This window comes from Sorangium sp. So ce726 (assembly GCF_051521405.1).
Classification (GTDB): Bacteria; Myxococcota_A; Polyangia; order Polyangiales; family Polyangiaceae; genus Sorangium.
The window spans coordinates 12,999,153-13,014,359 of sequence record NZ_CP150349.1 but is presented as its reverse complement, the minus strand read 5'-3'; the positions used below and the strand labels follow the sequence as shown (position 1 = coordinate 13,014,359).

Below are 15,207 nucleotides of genomic sequence, written 5' to 3'. Positions count from 1 at the left end.
GGCACGCAGCCTCCAGACACCGAGGAGCATGCTCGCATTTCTTCATACTTCCCGCGTCCACGTCGAGACGTTCAGCCGTCTTGTTCGGGACGCAGACGGCGCGATTCCGGTCCGGCATGAGGTGCAGGAGGGCCTCCTTGCGGATGCCCTGGCGGCCGGAGCGATCACGGACGGCATCCGTTCGGCTACCACCACCGTCGTCCAGGCGCTCGCGAACGAGGGCGCGAGGGTCATCGTGTGCACCTGCTCGACCCTCGGCGGCGTCGCGGAGGCGGTCCCCGTCTCGGACTGTCTCGTGATGCGGATCGATCGCCCGATGGCGGAGCAAGCCGTCGGGAGCGGCCGCCGGATCCTCGTCGTGGCCGCGCTCCAGAGCACCTTTCAGCCCACCGGGGCGTTGCTGCGTCAGATAGCCTCTGACGCGAGGCGCTCGATCGATGTCGTCGAAGTCCTGTGCGAGCGAGCGTGGCGGCTCTTCGAGAGGGGTGACCATCCTGGTTATGCCGGCGAGATCGCCAGGACGATCGAGGCGACGGCGCTCCCGGGCGATCTCGTGCTTCTGGCTCAGGCGTCGATGGCCCCCGCAGCCGAGCTGGTCCGTCACCTCGAAATCCCTGTTCTGAGCAGCTCGAGATCAGGCGTGGAGGCTGCCGTGTCGAGGTATCGATCGAGGACGCAACACGATGCCTCCGAGATCCGCGGAGCGCCATGAGCGACATCTCCGTGAAGGTCTTCCAGGCCGTCGTCGCCGGCGCGGCGGCCGACGGCGTGGCGCCCGCGGAGCTGCTCGCCGCCGCCGGGGTCGATCCGGGGGACCTCGCCGATCCGGACATGCGCTTTCCGCGGGCGATCGAGGCCCGGCTCTGGAGCGAAGCCGCCCGGCTCGTCCGCGACGACAGCTTCGGCCTGCGCCTCGCGCAGAGGCTGGCGGTGGGCAGCCTCGGGGCGCTCGGGTTCGCGGTGCGGAGCAGCGCCACCCTCGGGGAAGCCTACACGCGGGTGGCCCGCTACCTCCGCGTCGTGGCCATCGGCCCCTCCCTCGAGATCCGGATCGACGGCGATGTCGCCCTCCTCCGCCACGAGCCGCCCCGGAGCAGCCCCGCGCCCTCGCGCCACGCCGTCGAGTTCTTCCTGGGCAACCTCGTCGTCCTCGCGAGGCGGGGCGCGGACCCGGCGTTCACCCCGCGCGCCGCGCGCTTTCGCCACGCCGCGCCCGCGCGCGCCGACGAGCACCGCCGCCTCTTCGGCGCCGGCCTGCGCTTCGGGGAGGCCCACGACGAGCTGGTGTTCGATCGCGCTTTCCTCGCGACGCCCCAGGCGCACGCCGAACCCCTGCTCTGCGAGGTGCTCGATCAGCACCTCGCCTCGCTCGCCGCCGCGCTGCCGGCCGAGGCGAGCTTCCTCGAACGAGCGCGCGCCGCGATCGCGGCCGAGCTCGCCCACGGCGAGCCGGGGCTGCCGGCGATCGCGGCGCGCCTGCGCATGAGCCCGCGCAGCCTCCAGCGGCGGCTCAAGGAGGAGGGCACATCGCTCTCGTCGGTGCTCGATCGGCTGCGCTGCGATCTCGCCGTGCGCTACCTGAGCGAGTCGCGCGACGCGATCTCGGAGATCGCGTTCCTCCTCGGGTTCTCCGAGGTGAGCACGTTCCACCGCGCCTTCAAGCGCTGGACCGGCGTGACGCCGGCCGCCTACCGCGGCGGCGCGGGGCGCCCAGCGCGAGAGCTCCCCCGCGCGGCGACGCGTCACCGTTCGAACAGCACATCGTAAACGTACGGCAGCGCGTCATGCGCGGTGAGATCGTCGAGCGTGTACGTCTTTCCGCCGCCATACCAGGCGCCCTCGCTCGCGGTGAGCGGGTTGAAGCTCCGGTCGTCGCCCTGGAGCGGCGGCTGGTCCGCGTGCGTCTTCTCCCATGTATACCAGTACCGATCGAGCTCGCCGTGCAGCATCCAGAACACGGGATCGACCGTCAGCTCGTTGAAATACGTCACGGTGCCGCGCACGTCTGCGTTCGCCGGATCGAGCCCGCCTGCCCACAGGTGCATCCGGACGTGGGGCATGAAGTTGAAGAGGCCATAGACGTCCTTGACGGCGCCGACGAGCTCCGTGTCCGGCGCCGCCCGCTGCGCCTCGACGGCTCCGATCCAGCCGATCTCGAAGAGGGCGTTGGTCGTCTCCGCGCCCTGCTGCGAGCTGCTCGGGGGTCCGCCGAAAGCGTCGATGAGCGTCTGTACGGCCGCGTTGTCCGGCAGCTTCCCCTCCAGCACCTCCAGCGCCGACCGCGCCTTGGGATAGTTCTCGATGCGGAGCTCGGGGGTGACGTCGAGCGCATCGTAGAAATCGGCGAACGTGCGCTCGGCAAGGATGCGCCCGACGTGATCGGGCGCCTGCAGCGTATCGAAGACCAGGTTCTTGCCCGGCCAGCGCGCGAAGACGATGTCGTAGCGCTCGCCCACCGCCTTGCCGTACCCGGCGTGCCCCTCGGGCAGGCCGGGCGGCACGACGGCCGTCCCGCCCTTGGGCTCGAAGCCGTGGACCCAGTGCGGCAGGTCCTGATCGTGCGCCGCGTCCCAGTACGGGATGAACAGGAGATCGGCTTCGCTCGGGTCGACGCCCTCTTCCTGGTCTCGCTGGCGGAGGGCGGCGCGGAGCATCTGCTCCGCCTCGAGGAGGAAAGCCCGGTGCCACGGCAGGAGGCGGTATCCCGACGTTTCGTCCATGACCATGACGGTCATCGGCGAGGTGGCCTGCAGGTCGGCGCCGTGGTGGCGATGCCGATGGTGGTCGTAGTGCTCGTCGTTGAAGACGTCGAAAAAGCCGTTCGCCACGGCGTACTCGTAGGCTCGCTTGAACCTGTCGATCTCTTCGCTGGTCATCGCCGAGGCGCTCTTGCGGACGATCCTCTGGGCTTCCGGGCTGGCGTCGCCGGCGTCCACCGGGGTGTCGACGCCACAGCCGAGCGAGAGCCCGAGCCACGCCGCCGACGCCGCCGCGATGATCCCACGCACGAACGCGCCTCGATGCAACTCACGTGTCATGTCCTGCCTCCTTCGGACGGGAGCTCCGTCGTTCATGAAGGCGTTTATAAGGAGGCGAGCGCGCCCCCGCATTGGCCGAGCGCGACGAAAGCATTGGCCTACCGCGCCAGCGGGCGGCGTCGCGTGGGTGCGTCGCACTCGGGGATGCCGTGAAGCGGGCGTCGCGTGGGCGACAAGGAGCTCGCGGAAAGCGCGATGCTCTTGTCGCGCGGCTGGACCAGGAGAAAAACCGCAAGGGGCGCGAGGGGCGCAAGGGAACAGAGATAAAATCTCTTGCTCTCTTCCCCTCTTCCCCTTGCGCCCCTCGCGTCCTTGCGGTTCCTCTCCCCTCATCTGCTGAAATTTTCGGGACTTTGAAATGATCGGTGCTCGAAGTAAGCGAACACGTTCACATGCGCACGTGACCGCGTTCACGTACGCATGTGACGCGCGCAGTTCAGCGGCACACCAGCTGGTAGTCGGGGCAGCAATCCCCGTATACCGTGCAAGAGTTGTCGCAGAAGCACACCGGGTCTTCACCCACGGCGTGAGGGCCGGCCCCGCCGCAGTAATTCCTGGTCCTGCCGCCGCAGGTGTAGATGTTGCTGCGCGCCTCGAAGCTCGTGGCCGTGCACGTCCCGCCGCCCCAGAACGCGTTCGTGTGCACATGGAGCCTCGCGCGGCAGTCGGTCGGATTGCCGGGGTTGACCCAGCCGGCGAACTCGCAAGCTCCGTTCCCGTTCCAGCTCGCGTCGACCCTCACCCTCTCATACCCCGGCGAGCACATCCCGCCGAACTCCGGGTAATGGTCCTCCTCCATGATGTTGCCGCCGTAATGACGGCTGAAGCTCGCATGCCGCTGCGGCGCGCCGACGGCGAGCGCCTCGGCGTCGCTCCCGACGGCCTCTTCGTCGGCGGCGCCGGCGAGCTCGTCGCGATCCTCGTCAAGATCGCCCGTGTCCCCAGCGTCGACGGCGCACCCGAACCCGAGCAGCGAAGCCAACACGACCACACACGTATTACGGATCAACATAGTTTGCTCCTCATGAAGAAGAAAAATTCCGATGGTCAGCGCGACAGATCGGGCGCTCTTCAGCGCCCCGTTCATCGTGTCGTCGCGACGCAATGCCATTCAGCAACAGCCATGCCGGGCGAGAATTCGGCTATTTCTCCGGCGCCCCGCTCGCCCCTGGCCTGCTCCGGCACATCGCCTCGTGGCCGCCATGCTCGTGGAGGCCCGCCGCCGCGGGCCGGCCTGGGTGCAACCGGGTGCAACAGGTGCAACGGGCGCAACCGCGTGCAACACCGCCGCTCCCCGCGCACCTCGCCCGCGGGCCGGCGCCTTCTGGCGCCTGCGGTTGGACCCCGGTACGCTGGTGAAGACGGATGGACAGGATCGGCGTCGCCCGGTTTGCACGGTACAAGGGGTGGCCGGCGTTCGCGCAGGTCCGTCTGACGGTCCACGACATCCCGACCGAGATCGCCGCCGTGTCGTTCAGCTGCAGCGGGGCGGGGTTCACCGCTCAGGGGCACGTCGAGGAAGCTCCAGCGTCGGGATACGACGACTGGAAACGAGGCGCGGCAGCGGGCGTGCGCTTCGCCTTCCGCCTTCTCGGCAGCGCCCCCCGTCCGGTCACCGTGACCAAGATCGAAGGGCTGAGCACCGACACCAGCCCCGCAGCGGTCGGCGCGGCGGCGGCTCTCGCCGTGTTCAACGCCCTCGCGGCGGCCACGCCGCCTTCATTCTACGCGCTGGTGGAGGAGATCGTCTTCACGCCCGCGGGGACCAGCGCAGAGTTCTCGCTCTGAAGCTGCGTCGCCGAGAGAGATCTCAGCCGGGAGGCGCGGGCCCTACTCGCGATCGTCGAAGTCGGCGATCTTCGCCATGTCCCGCCGCAGCTGAAGATCACGCTCCACGAGGAGCTGGTCGAGCTCCTCTTCGGAAGCGTACGCCAACCTTCGATGGCGCTCCGCGATCCGACTGTCGATCGCCCGGACCATCCGTACCGCGAGCCACGCAGCAGCGATCGACGCCGCGTCCGACGCAATGAACGCATACCGACACCGGATGAACTCCGTCATGGTCAGATCCGGCATCGAAGAGGCGAGCCACCCGAGTCCGCGGCTCGCGACATAACACCCCCACCACGCGCCGAGCGCGGCATGGTGCACCGCACCCGCCCGCGGGGCGTGCGCCATCTCGACGCGCCGGTAACCACCCCCGCCGTCGAGGAGAGGGCGCGGCGCAGGCTCGGGCACGCCCTCCGGAGCAAGGCCGTCGTGGAGATCGCGCAGCACCCTGTACGGCTGCACCAGGTTCACGACGGGAATGAAGAATCCCAGGACCGCCTCGGACGGCGTCCAGGAAAAACCCCGCACGGGATCCAGCTCGCCAGCCAGCGCGACGGCCCTGGCGAGCCAGCGCAGGAACACCACGCCCGCAAGGAGCCCCAACCCCAGCTCGAGCAAACCCCCGACCTCACGGAGCGTATTGGCAAGCCGCCACGTCGGCGCCGAGACGTCCGACGAACCGAACAACACAATATGCCAGGCGCCGGCCAGCGCCGTGAACGCCGCCACCGCCCCCATCGCGATCAGCCCGGCAATCGCCACACGAGCGCGTCGGCGCACGACGCGGACGTCGCGGCGCCACCCCTCCCGAGCTTCGGCCCAATCGCTCACGATGAGCGAGGCTATCAGCGTAACGCGCCGCATCGCAAGCGACGTGGCCGAGGAACACCCGTGGATATCGTGCGCTTCGAGGCGCCCGCTTCACCCCCGACACCGCGACCGCAGGGCGGCAATCCGTCAGCTCGCCATCGCCGGCTCCCCCCGCCGCGCGCATTCGTCGAGCCCCGCCAGCGCGCGCCGGAAGCTCTGGATCGTCGCGTAGAGCCCCTGCCGGAGCGGCACCCGCGGCTCGAACCCCAGCGCCCGCCGCGCCAGATCGATCGCCGGACGCCGCCGCATCGGATCGCCCTCCGGCAGCGGGCGGTACGCGATCCGGCTCGCGCTCCCCGTGAGCCGCACGATCTCCTGCGCCAGCTCGAGCACCGTCACCTCCACCGGATTCCCCAGGTTGACGGGCCCCACCTCCGCCGGGTGCTCCATCAGCCGCAAACACCCCTCCACCAGGTCGTCGACGTGACAGAAGCTCCGCGCCTGCGACCCGCTCCCGTACACCGTCAGCTCCTCTCCCCGGAGCGCCTGGGCGATGAAATTGCTCACCGCGCGCCCGCCGTCGATCGCCATCCGCGGCCCGTACGTGTTGAAGATCCGCGCGATCCGCCCCGACGCCCGCCCCTGACGGTGAAAGGCCATCACCAGCGACTCCGCGCAGCGCTTGCCCTCGTCGTAACAGGCGCGCACCCCGACCGGGTCCACCCGCCCGAGGTAGCTCTCCGGCTGCGGGTGGACCTCGGGATCGCCATACACGTCGCTCGACGACGCCAGCAAGAGCCGCGCGCCATGCCGCTCGGCGCACAGGAGCGCGTGCAGCGTGCCCATCACGTTCGTGAGCGTGGAGCGCACCGGATCGCCCCGCCAGCGCGCAGGGCTCGCCGGCGACGCCAGGTGGTAGACCCTGTCGACCTCGTAATCGAACGGCAGCGCCACGTCGTGCTCGACCAGCCAGAAGCGGCTGCTGCGCATCAGGTGAGCCACGTTGGCCGGCGAGCCCGTCGAGAAATCGTCGAGCGCAATGACCTCATGGCCGTCCGCGAGGAGCCGCTCGCACAGGTGCGAGCCGATGAAGCCGGCGCCCCCCGCCACCAGGACGCGCATGCTGCTCCCCACCGTCCTCCCGTTCGCGTCACCCATCGGAACACCTCCGTCGTCGCAACACCGCCCCTCGTGAACCGCCGAGACCCCCCTGCGCCGCGCAGCACCTCACGCGACCGGGCTCCGGTAGCGGCCCGGGTCGCAGCGGCGAACGCCGGACGCAGGGCCGCTCCGCTCCACGTCGTCCTCCGCCGCCTCGCCGAGCCGGTAGCACGGCCGCAAGAGCAGCTCGTCGATCAGGTCGAGGAGCGTGTCCACGCGGTGCGCGCACGTGTGGTGCGCGAGCACCGTCCGGCGCCCGTGCTCGGCGACGCCACGCGCGAACTCCGGGTCCGAGAGGAGCGCGCGGAGGTGCTCCGTCATCTCCGCGCCCGTGCGCGCGACGAGGTAGTCCCGGCCAGGCGAGAAGAGGCGCTCGACGTCGGTCCACGGCGCGCTCACGAGCGGGATCCCGCACGCGAGCGCCTCGAACGGCCGGATCGTGGGGATGCCGGGGAGCCACGCGGCGTACGGCCGCCGCGGGACGTGCACCGTGATCCGGGCGCGCGCATAGGCGTCCGGGACGCGGTGGTTGGGGAGCCAGCCAGCGTACTCGATGCCGGCGTCCGCGAGCGCCGACAGCGCGCGATCGGGATAACGCACGCCGTGAACCCGCGCGCGGAGCCCGAGCGCCCTCACGGGCTCGACGAGGAACTCGTGGAGCTCCGCCGTCCGCTCGCCGTCCCCCCAGTTGCCGATCCACACGAGATCACGCTCCTTCTCGACCTCGGGCAGCGGCCGGAACAGGCGCACGTCCGCGGCCTCGTGCCACACCACCGCGCGCCGCGCGAGGCCGCGGCTCAGGTAGAGATCGCAAACGCTCTTTCCAAAGCCGAGCACGCAGTCGTACCCCGAGAGATCGCGGCGCACGATCGCGGCCGGATCGGTGATGAGCCCGTGGTGCGTGTCGTGGAAGAAGAGGCGATAACGATCCGTGCGCGCGCGGTGCTCGCCGAGCCGCCGCACGAGCTCCGGGTCGCTCCGCTCGTGGACGAGCACGACGTCGACCCCCGCGAGCGCCGCGTCGAGGTCCAGCGTGGAGAGCGCGTAACGGCGCGGGCGGAGGCGCGGGTAGACGGCGGCGGCCTCGCGCAGCGCGTCCGGGCCGTACGCCGCGACGAGGCCCAGGGCGCTCCAGGCGTCCTCGGGCTCGAAGGCGAGGACGTCGTGGCCGCGCGCGTCGAGCTCGGCCGCGATCCCGCGGAGGAAGTGCGCGTCCGCGTGGTCCCAGTCGGAGAGCAAGGAGTGGCAGAAGAGGGCTATTCGCATGGTGTCCCGCAGGGTGAAGGCGACGAAGGAGGGCAGACCCGCCGGGGGGCCGGCGGGCGGGCGGCGAGCGCGACGGCGTAGACATCGAGGTAGCGGCGGGCCATGGCGCGCGGGCTGAAGCGCACCGCGCGCCGGCGGGCGAGCGCGCCGAGCGCCTCGCGGCGCGCGGCGTCCCGGATGAGGTGGTCGAGCGCGGCGTGGAGCGCGCGCGGATCGTCCGCGGAGACGTAGAGGGCGGCGTCGCGCCAGACCTCGCGCAGGCTGGGCAGATCGCCGAGCACGAGCGCGCAGCCGGAGAGGGCGGCCTCCAGCGTGGCCATGCCGAACGGCGCGTACCGCGCCGGGGAGGCGTAGATCGCGGCGCGCGACATCCACCACGCGAGCTCCGGCTCGTCCACCCACCCGAGAGAGCAGAGGCTCTCCCCGGCGCGCCGGCCGACGCCGCCCGGCGCGACGTCGCTCCCGGCCACGAGCACGGGCCACGCGAGGTGGGGCGCGACCTTCTCGAGGGCCGCGAGGTTCTTGGCCTCGTCCCAGAGCCGGCCGGCCGCGAAGACGAACGGCTCCTTCAGCGCCGGCGCGAACCGCCTGCGGTCGCGCGCGTGCGGGATCACATGGCCGCGGCCCAGGCCGAGCGCGCCATACTCGCCCGCGAGGGCGCTCAGCATCGCCGCGCTCGGCGCGACGACCGCGTCCGCGGCCCGGAGCCCCTCGGCGACCCGCGCCCGGTAGCGCTCGTAGCGGACCGGCGCCGGCAGGCGGTGCACCGCGCGCCACCACGACAGCACGCAGGAGTGCGCCACGACGACGCGAGGCGCCCGGAACGGCAGGGCCGCGTGGCAGTAGCCGTTCAGGTGGACGAGGTCCGGCCGCACCCGCTCCTCGAGGTCGAGCAGCCAGTCGCCAGCGGCCGCGACGTCGTCCCACGGGTCATCCATCCATTCGAGCCGATAGGCGCTCTCGACGAGCTCGAGGCCCGGTATCGCGGCGGCCGCCGCGCGCGCCGCGGGCGACAGCGGCCCGCCCATGATCGCGAGCACCGTGGCCACGCCGGCGCGAGCGAGCGCGCCCGCGAGCTCGAGCGCGACCGTCCACACGCCGCCCTGCGTGTCGGCCGTCATGAGCACCCGGCCGGGCCGCGGCGCCGCGGCGCCCGGGGAGCCGCGGTCAGCGCGCGCCATGCTCGAGCTCCGTGAGCGGCAGCGGTCGGCTGTCGGGCAGATCCCCGAATGTCCGGTGCTCGGCGATATAATGGGCGTGCGCCCGCTCCCAGGCGCCGTCGTCCGGCGCCCCCCACCGCCGGGTGTACGCGGGGGAGCCGGGGTACGGGAACGCCGGGACAGGCTCGTTGGCCCACACGCCGAGCCCGAGGAGGCGCTGCCGCCACGACGCCGCCTCGGCCGGATCGCCGGAGCCCGCGTCGCTCAGGTTGGCCTGCACGAAAGGCACGCTGCGCCGGGCGTGCACGAGCAGCGCGGTGAGCTCCTCGGTCGACGCGCTGCACCGCCTGGCGAGCGCGTCCATCCCCTCGATCGAGGGGCGCTCGACGCTGGCCTCGATCGAGACGCAGCCGGCGCGGCCGAGGAGATCGAGCATCTCGCGCGACCAGCTGTCGATCCTGAGCTGGACGCCGAACACCACGTCCCGCACCCAGAGCTCCTCGAGCAGGGCCCGGTCGGGCAGGAAGCGCTCGTCGATGAAATAGACGTGGCGCACGCCCTCGGCGAGGAGCGCGTCGAGCTCCTCGAGCACCGTCGCGAGCGGGCGCTTCCGGAGCCTGTCGCGCGCGCCGTCCCTGGCGCAGGAGGCGCAGCGGCAGGGGCTGCCGCGCGAGGTCTCGATCTCGGCGCTCGGCCCCTCGGGCACGGCGTCGAAGCGGTGGTGGTGGTGGACGTGCCGCGCGAGCGTCGCGCCGTCCCACCGCAGGGGCGGCAGCGTCCTCAGGCAGGCGGCGAAGGGGCCCCCCTGCACGTGGTCGATGCCGTTCCTGCGGTAGGCGATCGACGGGATCTGCCAGAAGCGCGACTCGGTCGCGCCGGCGAGCATGACGAGGATCTCCTCGCACTCGCCGAGGACGACGACATCCACGCCGAGCTTGCGGAGCACCGCGCGCGGGGTCGCGGAGCCGTGGGGCCCGACGGCGACGAGGAGGCCGCCGTGGCCCCGCAGCGCGGCGACCGCCGCCATGGGCACGCGCAGCTCGGGCGGGGGGCTGCGCCAGGAGAGGTAGCTCGGCGCGGTGGCGATCACCGTCATGGCCGGGCGGAGCGCCGCGACCTCGTCGCGCAGCGCGATGAGGTCGATCCCGCGCGCCTGGGCGTCGATGAGGGCGGCCTCGTGGCCCGCGCGCTCGAGCAGCGCCCTGGCGTACCCCAGCTCGATCGGCAGGTGCGGCTCGCGGCAGCCGAGGTAGACGCTGCCGTGGAAGGTCCAGGGCGGGTTGACCAGCGCGATCTTCACGAGGCGGCCTCCAGCCGGTCCATCCGGACAGACGAGGGGATGTCCGCGTAGACGGCCCCGAGGCGCGCCTCGACGCCGAGGCGCCATTGATAGAGCGCGCGCAGCCCGTCGCGCAGGGCGACCCGCGGCGCCCAGCCGGTGAGCGCCTGGAAGGCGCGGCAGTCGGAGACGTAGTACCGCGGATCGCCCTTCCTCCACGCGGCGAGCGAGACGACCGGGCGGCGCCCGTCGAGCTCCTCGAGCAGATCGAGCAGCTCGACGAGGCTCACCGCCGTGTCCGGGCCGCCCCCGATGTTGAAGGCGCGGCCCGAAGCGGGCTTGAGCGCGCGCCGCGCGCGCAGGAGGGCGTCGACGAGGTCCTCGATGAACAGCGCGTCGCGGACCTGCAGCCCGTCGCCATAGAGGGTGATCGGGTCGCGGCGGATGGCGCGCGCGACGAAGTGGGCGATCCACCCCTGGTCCTCGTTGCCGAACTGCGGGGGGCCGTAGACGCAGCTCACCCGGAGCACCACGGCGTGGAGGCCGAAGGTGCGGGCGTAATCGAGGACGTACTGGTCGGCGGCGCCTCGCGAGCACCCGTAGGGGCTGCGGAGATCGAGCGGCTGACTCTCGGAGATGCCGTGCTCGCGCGCGCTCTCGCACAGGGGTCGATACCGCTCCTCGCCGCGCTCGATCGGCAGATCGGGCAGCGCGCCATAGACCTTGCTGGTGGAGGCGAAGAGGAGCGGCGGAGGGCGGTCGAGCCTCCGGAGCGCCTCGAGCACGTTCAGCGTGCCGCGCGCGTTCACCTCGAAGTCGAGCGCCGGGTCGGCGACGCTCCTCGCGATGGCGACCTGCGCGGCGAGGTGGAAGACGAACGAGGCGCGCCGCACGGCGTCGCTCACGGCCTGCTCGTCCCGGACGTCGCACACCCGGATCTCCACGCCAGCGCCGTGACGCCCCTTGAGGCGCTCGACGTTGCGCTCGACGAACCCGCGCGAGAGGTTGTCGAGGACGAGGACCGGCTCCCCCTTTCGGAGCAGCTCGTCGGCCAGGTGAGAGCCGATGAACCCGGCTCCCCCTGTGATCAGGACATGGTCAGGCATAGAATGCTCCGTTCCGGTCTGGACGAGCGGCGGGCGACGAGAGAGCGCGCCTCGCGAGCGGACGGCGCACGACGGCGCAGCGCGGCAGGCAGGCCGAACGCCCGCCCGCCGCGTGATGTCCCCCCGGCTCCGCGCCTCGCTGCGCGGGAGTCCCTGAGGACACACCGATTAACATGCGAGCTGGAGAGCCGCAATCGATGAAGGAGCTTTGTCTGACGATCGGTATCGGGCCTTCCGCGCCTCCTGGAGAGGGTACGGCGCCGCCGGATGGCAGCGGAGACTCGATGTATCGCAAAGGGGGTTTGCGGCGAGGAGCGCCCCTCGGACAGGCGATGAAAGCGGACGGGGACGGGGGTGAGAAGGGAGGAGCGCGCTCGGCGCGGGGCGGAAACGGAGAAGGGACCTCGGTGTTAACCAAGCCCGTTCGGTCGCGCTCCGCGCCCAAAGCCTGATCCCCCGACATTGCTCACCAACGCGGTCGTGAACGCGTTCATGAACGCGTTCATGAACGTGGACGTGGACGTGGACGTGGTCGTGGTCGTGGTCGTGGTCGTGGTCGTGGTCGTGGTCGTTAACGGCTAGGTCGTGAACGTGAACGCCACCCGGAAGTCGCGGATCTCATTCGTTGACCAAGGTTTCCGGAGAGCGTTTACGTCCACGTCGTGTCGTCGACGTCCACGTCCACGTCCACGTCCACGTTCACGTTCACGTTTACGTCGACGTTGGTGAGCGATGGTGAGCGAGGGGGGCCCAGGGGTTGTGCTCTGAGCGCGACCGAACGAGCTTGGCTAAGCTCGATGAGCGGAAGGCGTTACGGCGAGAGCTCGGCTTGCAGGGAGGAAGGCGGCGCGGGAGCGAGCCCTCGCGAGGCTCAGCTCGCGGTCGGCTGGCCCGTCAGACGCAGGTAGATGTACGCGAACCCGATGGCGGCAATCGGCCCGGCCACGAGCGTGCCGAGGCAGCAGGCGAGCACGCCCGCCAGCACGAGCGCGCTGGCGAGGAGGGCATAGACGAGGAGGCCGCCCTTGTGGCCGGTCGTGATTCGCCAGCTCTCCTTCATGGCGTCGATCGCGCCGAGGTTCTTATCGACGATGCACAGCGTGGTCATGCTCAGGCCGAGCGCGAGGATGACGCCAGGGACGATCAAGAGGATCATGCCAACGCCGACAGCGAGGCCGGTCAAGAGCTGGGCGCCCAGGATGGACAGGAACCACCGCCCGCCACCAAGGACGTCGCTGAACGAGTACTGCTCGCCGCGCGCGATCTTCAGCAGGAGGTTGTTCATGCCTCCGGCGAAGTAAGCGCCGACTACCAGGGCGACGCCTTGCATCAGGAACTGGACGGCCGCCCCCGCGGAGGGCGCATCCCTCGCGAGCGCCGCCTGGATGCCTCCGCCGATGCCGTTGGGGACGCTCGACGCGAGCCCGACGACGACGATGGCGCCGATGATGACAGCCGGGTCGCGCTTCAGGCGCTCCCAGCCGAAGGACGCCGCATCTCCCGCTCCCCATGGCGTCGAGCCGCCCGCACCCGGGGGTGCGCCGTATCCCGCGCCGCCGCCCGGGGGCTGGTAGGGGTTGGCCCCGCCCCAGGCGCCGCCGCCCGGAGGCGGGCCGTAACCGCCGCCGCCGCCTCCCGGGGGCGGGCCGTAGCCGCCGCCGCCCGGAGGCTGGCCGCCGCCCGGAGGCTGGCCCCAGCCGCCGCCGCCTCCCGGGGGCGGGCCGTAGCCGCCGCCGCCCGGAGGCTGGCCCCAGCCGCCGCCACCCGGAGGCTGCCCCGGCGGCTGGCCATAACCGCCGCCCGGAGGCTGCCCCGGCGGCTGGCCGTAACCGCCACCAGGAGGCTGTCCCGGCGGCTGGCCGTAGCTACCGCCCGGAGGCTGCCCCGGCGGCTGGCCATAGCCGCCGCCCGGAGGCTGCCCCGGCGGCTGGCCGTAACCGCCGCCCGGAGGCTGCCCCGGCGGCTGGCCGTAACCGCCGCCCGGAGGCTGCCCCGGCGGCTGGCCGTAACCACCACCAGGAGGCTGACCGTAGCTGCCACCCGGAGGCTGGCCGTAACCGCCGCCCGGCGGTTGACCGGGGCCAGCGCCCCCGGGTGGCTGACCGTAGCCGCCGCCCGGCGGCGGACCGTAGCCACCCCCCGGCGGTTGCCCGTAACCACCACCGCCCTGACCGCCCCCTGATCCCCCGCCCCAGCCACCTTGGCTCATCTTGTCTCCACTGGGTGTGAATACCGGCTACGCCCAACCAACTACCCCCCACTATACGTGGAGGGCGCCGGCACGGAACAACTAACTTTTCGGCAGCGCGGCGCCCTTCGGTGCGCGCCCGCACCGCGCCGTCACGCAGGGGAGCGACGGCCAAATGCCGCGCGCGATCCGCCATTGCCACGCTGTCCACGATCGCGGATCGCTCGCCGCATTCGGCGATGAACAGCGATTGTTCGCTCGATGTCCATTGCACGACGCGCGCACGAAACGCGCGCGGCTCACCTCGGCTGCGAGCCGCTCAGGCACAGCCCGGCGATGCTGCTCGTGAACGACGTCCCCTCCTCGCGCCGGACGTCGACGGAGTTGCCCGTGAGCGGCGACGAGAACACCCCCTGGACGACGCCTGCCCCCTGCTTCGCCGTCACGGAGCGGCCGACGAGGGATCCGGGCGAGACGGCCTCGATCGGAGCTCCCGGCGCGACCGCCTGCTCCTCGGGCAGCTCCGCGCGCCGGAACCCGCCGAACCGCACCGCCGTGCCGCCGCTCTTCCCTGGCATGATCTTTCCGATGCACTGCCCGAGCGGCGTGCTGACAACCGCGTACTTCACGGCCGGGTCCACCGGCAGCCGCCTCGATTCGCCCACCAGCGTGGCGGCGACGGCGAGGACGAACGCAGCGACCGGGACCGCGAGCGCGGTCGCCACGACGACCGCGGCGGCGCCGGACGTCGCCCGGCTGAACGAGGCGAGCTCGGCGCTCACGGCCTGCTCGAACGACCCGAGGATCACGACCTGGCGCGCGCGCACGCGCTCGAGGACGGCCGCCGCGACCAGGTTGTCAGCGGCGCAGAAGCCGCACCGCGCGATCGCGCCGTCGCCTGCGTCGAGCGGCGCGCCGCACACGTGGCACGCCGCCGGTTCGCCCGGGGCGGCCGGGGGGCGCGCGGCGCACGCCTCCTCGAGCCGCTGCTGCCGGCGGCGCATGACCGCGAGCACGGCCGCGCCGGTCCCGACGGTGCCGATCCACGACGCCACCGCCATGCCGCCGGTGACGAGGTTCCCCTCGGTGTCGGGGCTGACCCAGACCCCCAGCACGATGAGCGCGCCGAGCAGGGTGATGGGCACCGAGGCGATCGCGAACACGACAAGCAGCCGCGCGTGCCGCTGCGACGCCGTGACCAGCTTCCGCCGCAGCGCGTCCGACAGCTGGCGGCGGCGCACGTCGGTCTGGAAGACCACGTGCGCCGCGGCGCGCAGGCCCTGTGCCGCCTCGCCGGGCGGCGGACCGCGGTAGTGGCAGGCCGCGCAGGCCATGAGATCCGGGCTGGCGAGGGACACAGGCGCTGGTC

13 protein-coding genes are annotated in these 15,207 nt (G+C 72.0%); 3 read left to right on the top strand and 10 right to left on the bottom strand.

The window, feature by feature from the left end:
• Positions 1-28 precede the first annotated feature (28 nt).
• The gene (locus WME79_RS48505; RefSeq protein WP_437529715.1) at positions 29-712 is read left to right on the top strand and encodes a hypothetical protein; all 684 of its coding nucleotides are present in this window, start codon (positions 29-31) and stop codon (positions 710-712) included.
• Complete coding sequence (locus tag WME79_RS48500) at positions 709-1,767, top strand: AraC family transcriptional regulator (protein ID WP_437529712.1); 1,059 nt, start codon at positions 709-711, stop codon at positions 1,765-1,767. The genes WME79_RS48505 and WME79_RS48500 overlap by 4 nt, the downstream gene beginning before the upstream one ends.
• Here WME79_RS48500 and WME79_RS48495 read toward each other — a convergent pair.
• Both WME79_RS48495 and WME79_RS48490 read right to left on the bottom strand, forming a co-directional pair.
• A complete protein-coding gene (locus WME79_RS48495) occupies positions 1,743-3,038 on the bottom strand; it encodes a tyrosinase family protein (protein ID WP_437529710.1) in 1,296 nt (431 codons plus the stop codon). The genes WME79_RS48500 and WME79_RS48495 overlap by 25 nt on opposite strands.
• A gap of 436 nt (positions 3,039-3,474) precedes the next feature.
• The gene (locus WME79_RS48490; protein WP_437529707.1) at positions 3,475-4,050 is read right to left on the bottom strand and encodes a hypothetical protein; all 576 of its coding nucleotides are present in this window, start codon (positions 4,048-4,050) and stop codon (positions 3,475-3,477) included.
• A 353-nt stretch (positions 4,051-4,403) separates the two neighbouring features.
• Here WME79_RS48490 and WME79_RS48485 point away from each other — a divergent pair, with 353 nt between their 5' ends.
• Complete coding sequence (locus WME79_RS48485) at positions 4,404-4,826, top strand: hypothetical protein (protein WP_437529705.1); 423 nt, start codon at positions 4,404-4,406, stop codon at positions 4,824-4,826.
• A gap of 42 nt (positions 4,827-4,868) precedes the next feature.
• Here the strand turns inward: WME79_RS48485 and WME79_RS48480 are convergent, their stop codons facing one another.
• From WME79_RS48480 to WME79_RS48445, 8 genes are all read right to left on the bottom strand, one after another.
• Positions 4,869-5,630 carry a DUF4328 domain-containing protein gene (locus WME79_RS48480; protein ID WP_437529703.1) on the bottom strand — a complete coding sequence of 254 codons (762 nt, stop codon included), beginning with the start codon at positions 5,628-5,630 and terminating at the stop codon, positions 4,869-4,871.
• 195 nt (positions 5,631-5,825) lie between these two features.
• On the bottom strand, positions 5,826-6,836 hold the full coding sequence (locus WME79_RS48475) for a UDP-glucuronic acid decarboxylase family protein (RefSeq protein WP_437529700.1): 1,011 nt from the start codon (positions 6,834-6,836) through the stop codon (positions 5,826-5,828).
• 69 nt (positions 6,837-6,905) lie between these two features.
• Positions 6,906-8,105, bottom strand: a complete 1,200-nt coding sequence (locus WME79_RS48470) for a CgeB family protein (RefSeq protein ID WP_437529698.1) — start codon at positions 8,103-8,105, stop codon at positions 6,906-6,908.
• Entirely contained in the window at positions 8,096-9,286 is a 1,191-nt protein-coding gene (locus WME79_RS48465; RefSeq protein WP_437529697.1) for a glycosyltransferase family 4 protein, read from the bottom strand. Before WME79_RS48465 ends, WME79_RS48470 begins: the two co-directional genes overlap by 10 nt.
• Positions 9,273-10,565, bottom strand: a complete 1,293-nt coding sequence (locus tag WME79_RS48460) for a TIGR04295 family B12-binding domain-containing radical SAM protein (protein ID WP_437529694.1) — start codon at positions 10,563-10,565, stop codon at positions 9,273-9,275. The genes WME79_RS48465 and WME79_RS48460 overlap by 14 nt, the downstream gene beginning before the upstream one ends.
• Positions 10,562-11,650, bottom strand: coding sequence for an SDR family NAD(P)-dependent oxidoreductase (locus tag WME79_RS48455; protein ID WP_437529691.1), 1,089 nt, complete (start codon positions 11,648-11,650; stop codon positions 10,562-10,564). The genes WME79_RS48460 and WME79_RS48455 overlap by 4 nt, the downstream gene beginning before the upstream one ends.
• A gap of 871 nt (positions 11,651-12,521) precedes the next feature.
• Positions 12,522-13,859: a hypothetical protein gene (locus WME79_RS48450; RefSeq protein WP_437529688.1), complete on the bottom strand. Its 1,338-nt coding sequence runs from the start codon at positions 13,857-13,859 to the stop codon at positions 12,522-12,524.
• A gap of 278 nt (positions 13,860-14,137) precedes the next feature.
• Positions 14,138-15,196 carry a hypothetical protein gene (locus WME79_RS48445; protein WP_437529686.1) on the bottom strand — a complete coding sequence of 353 codons (1,059 nt, stop codon included), beginning with the start codon at positions 15,194-15,196 and terminating at the stop codon, positions 14,138-14,140.
• Positions 15,197-15,207 lie beyond the last annotated feature (11 nt).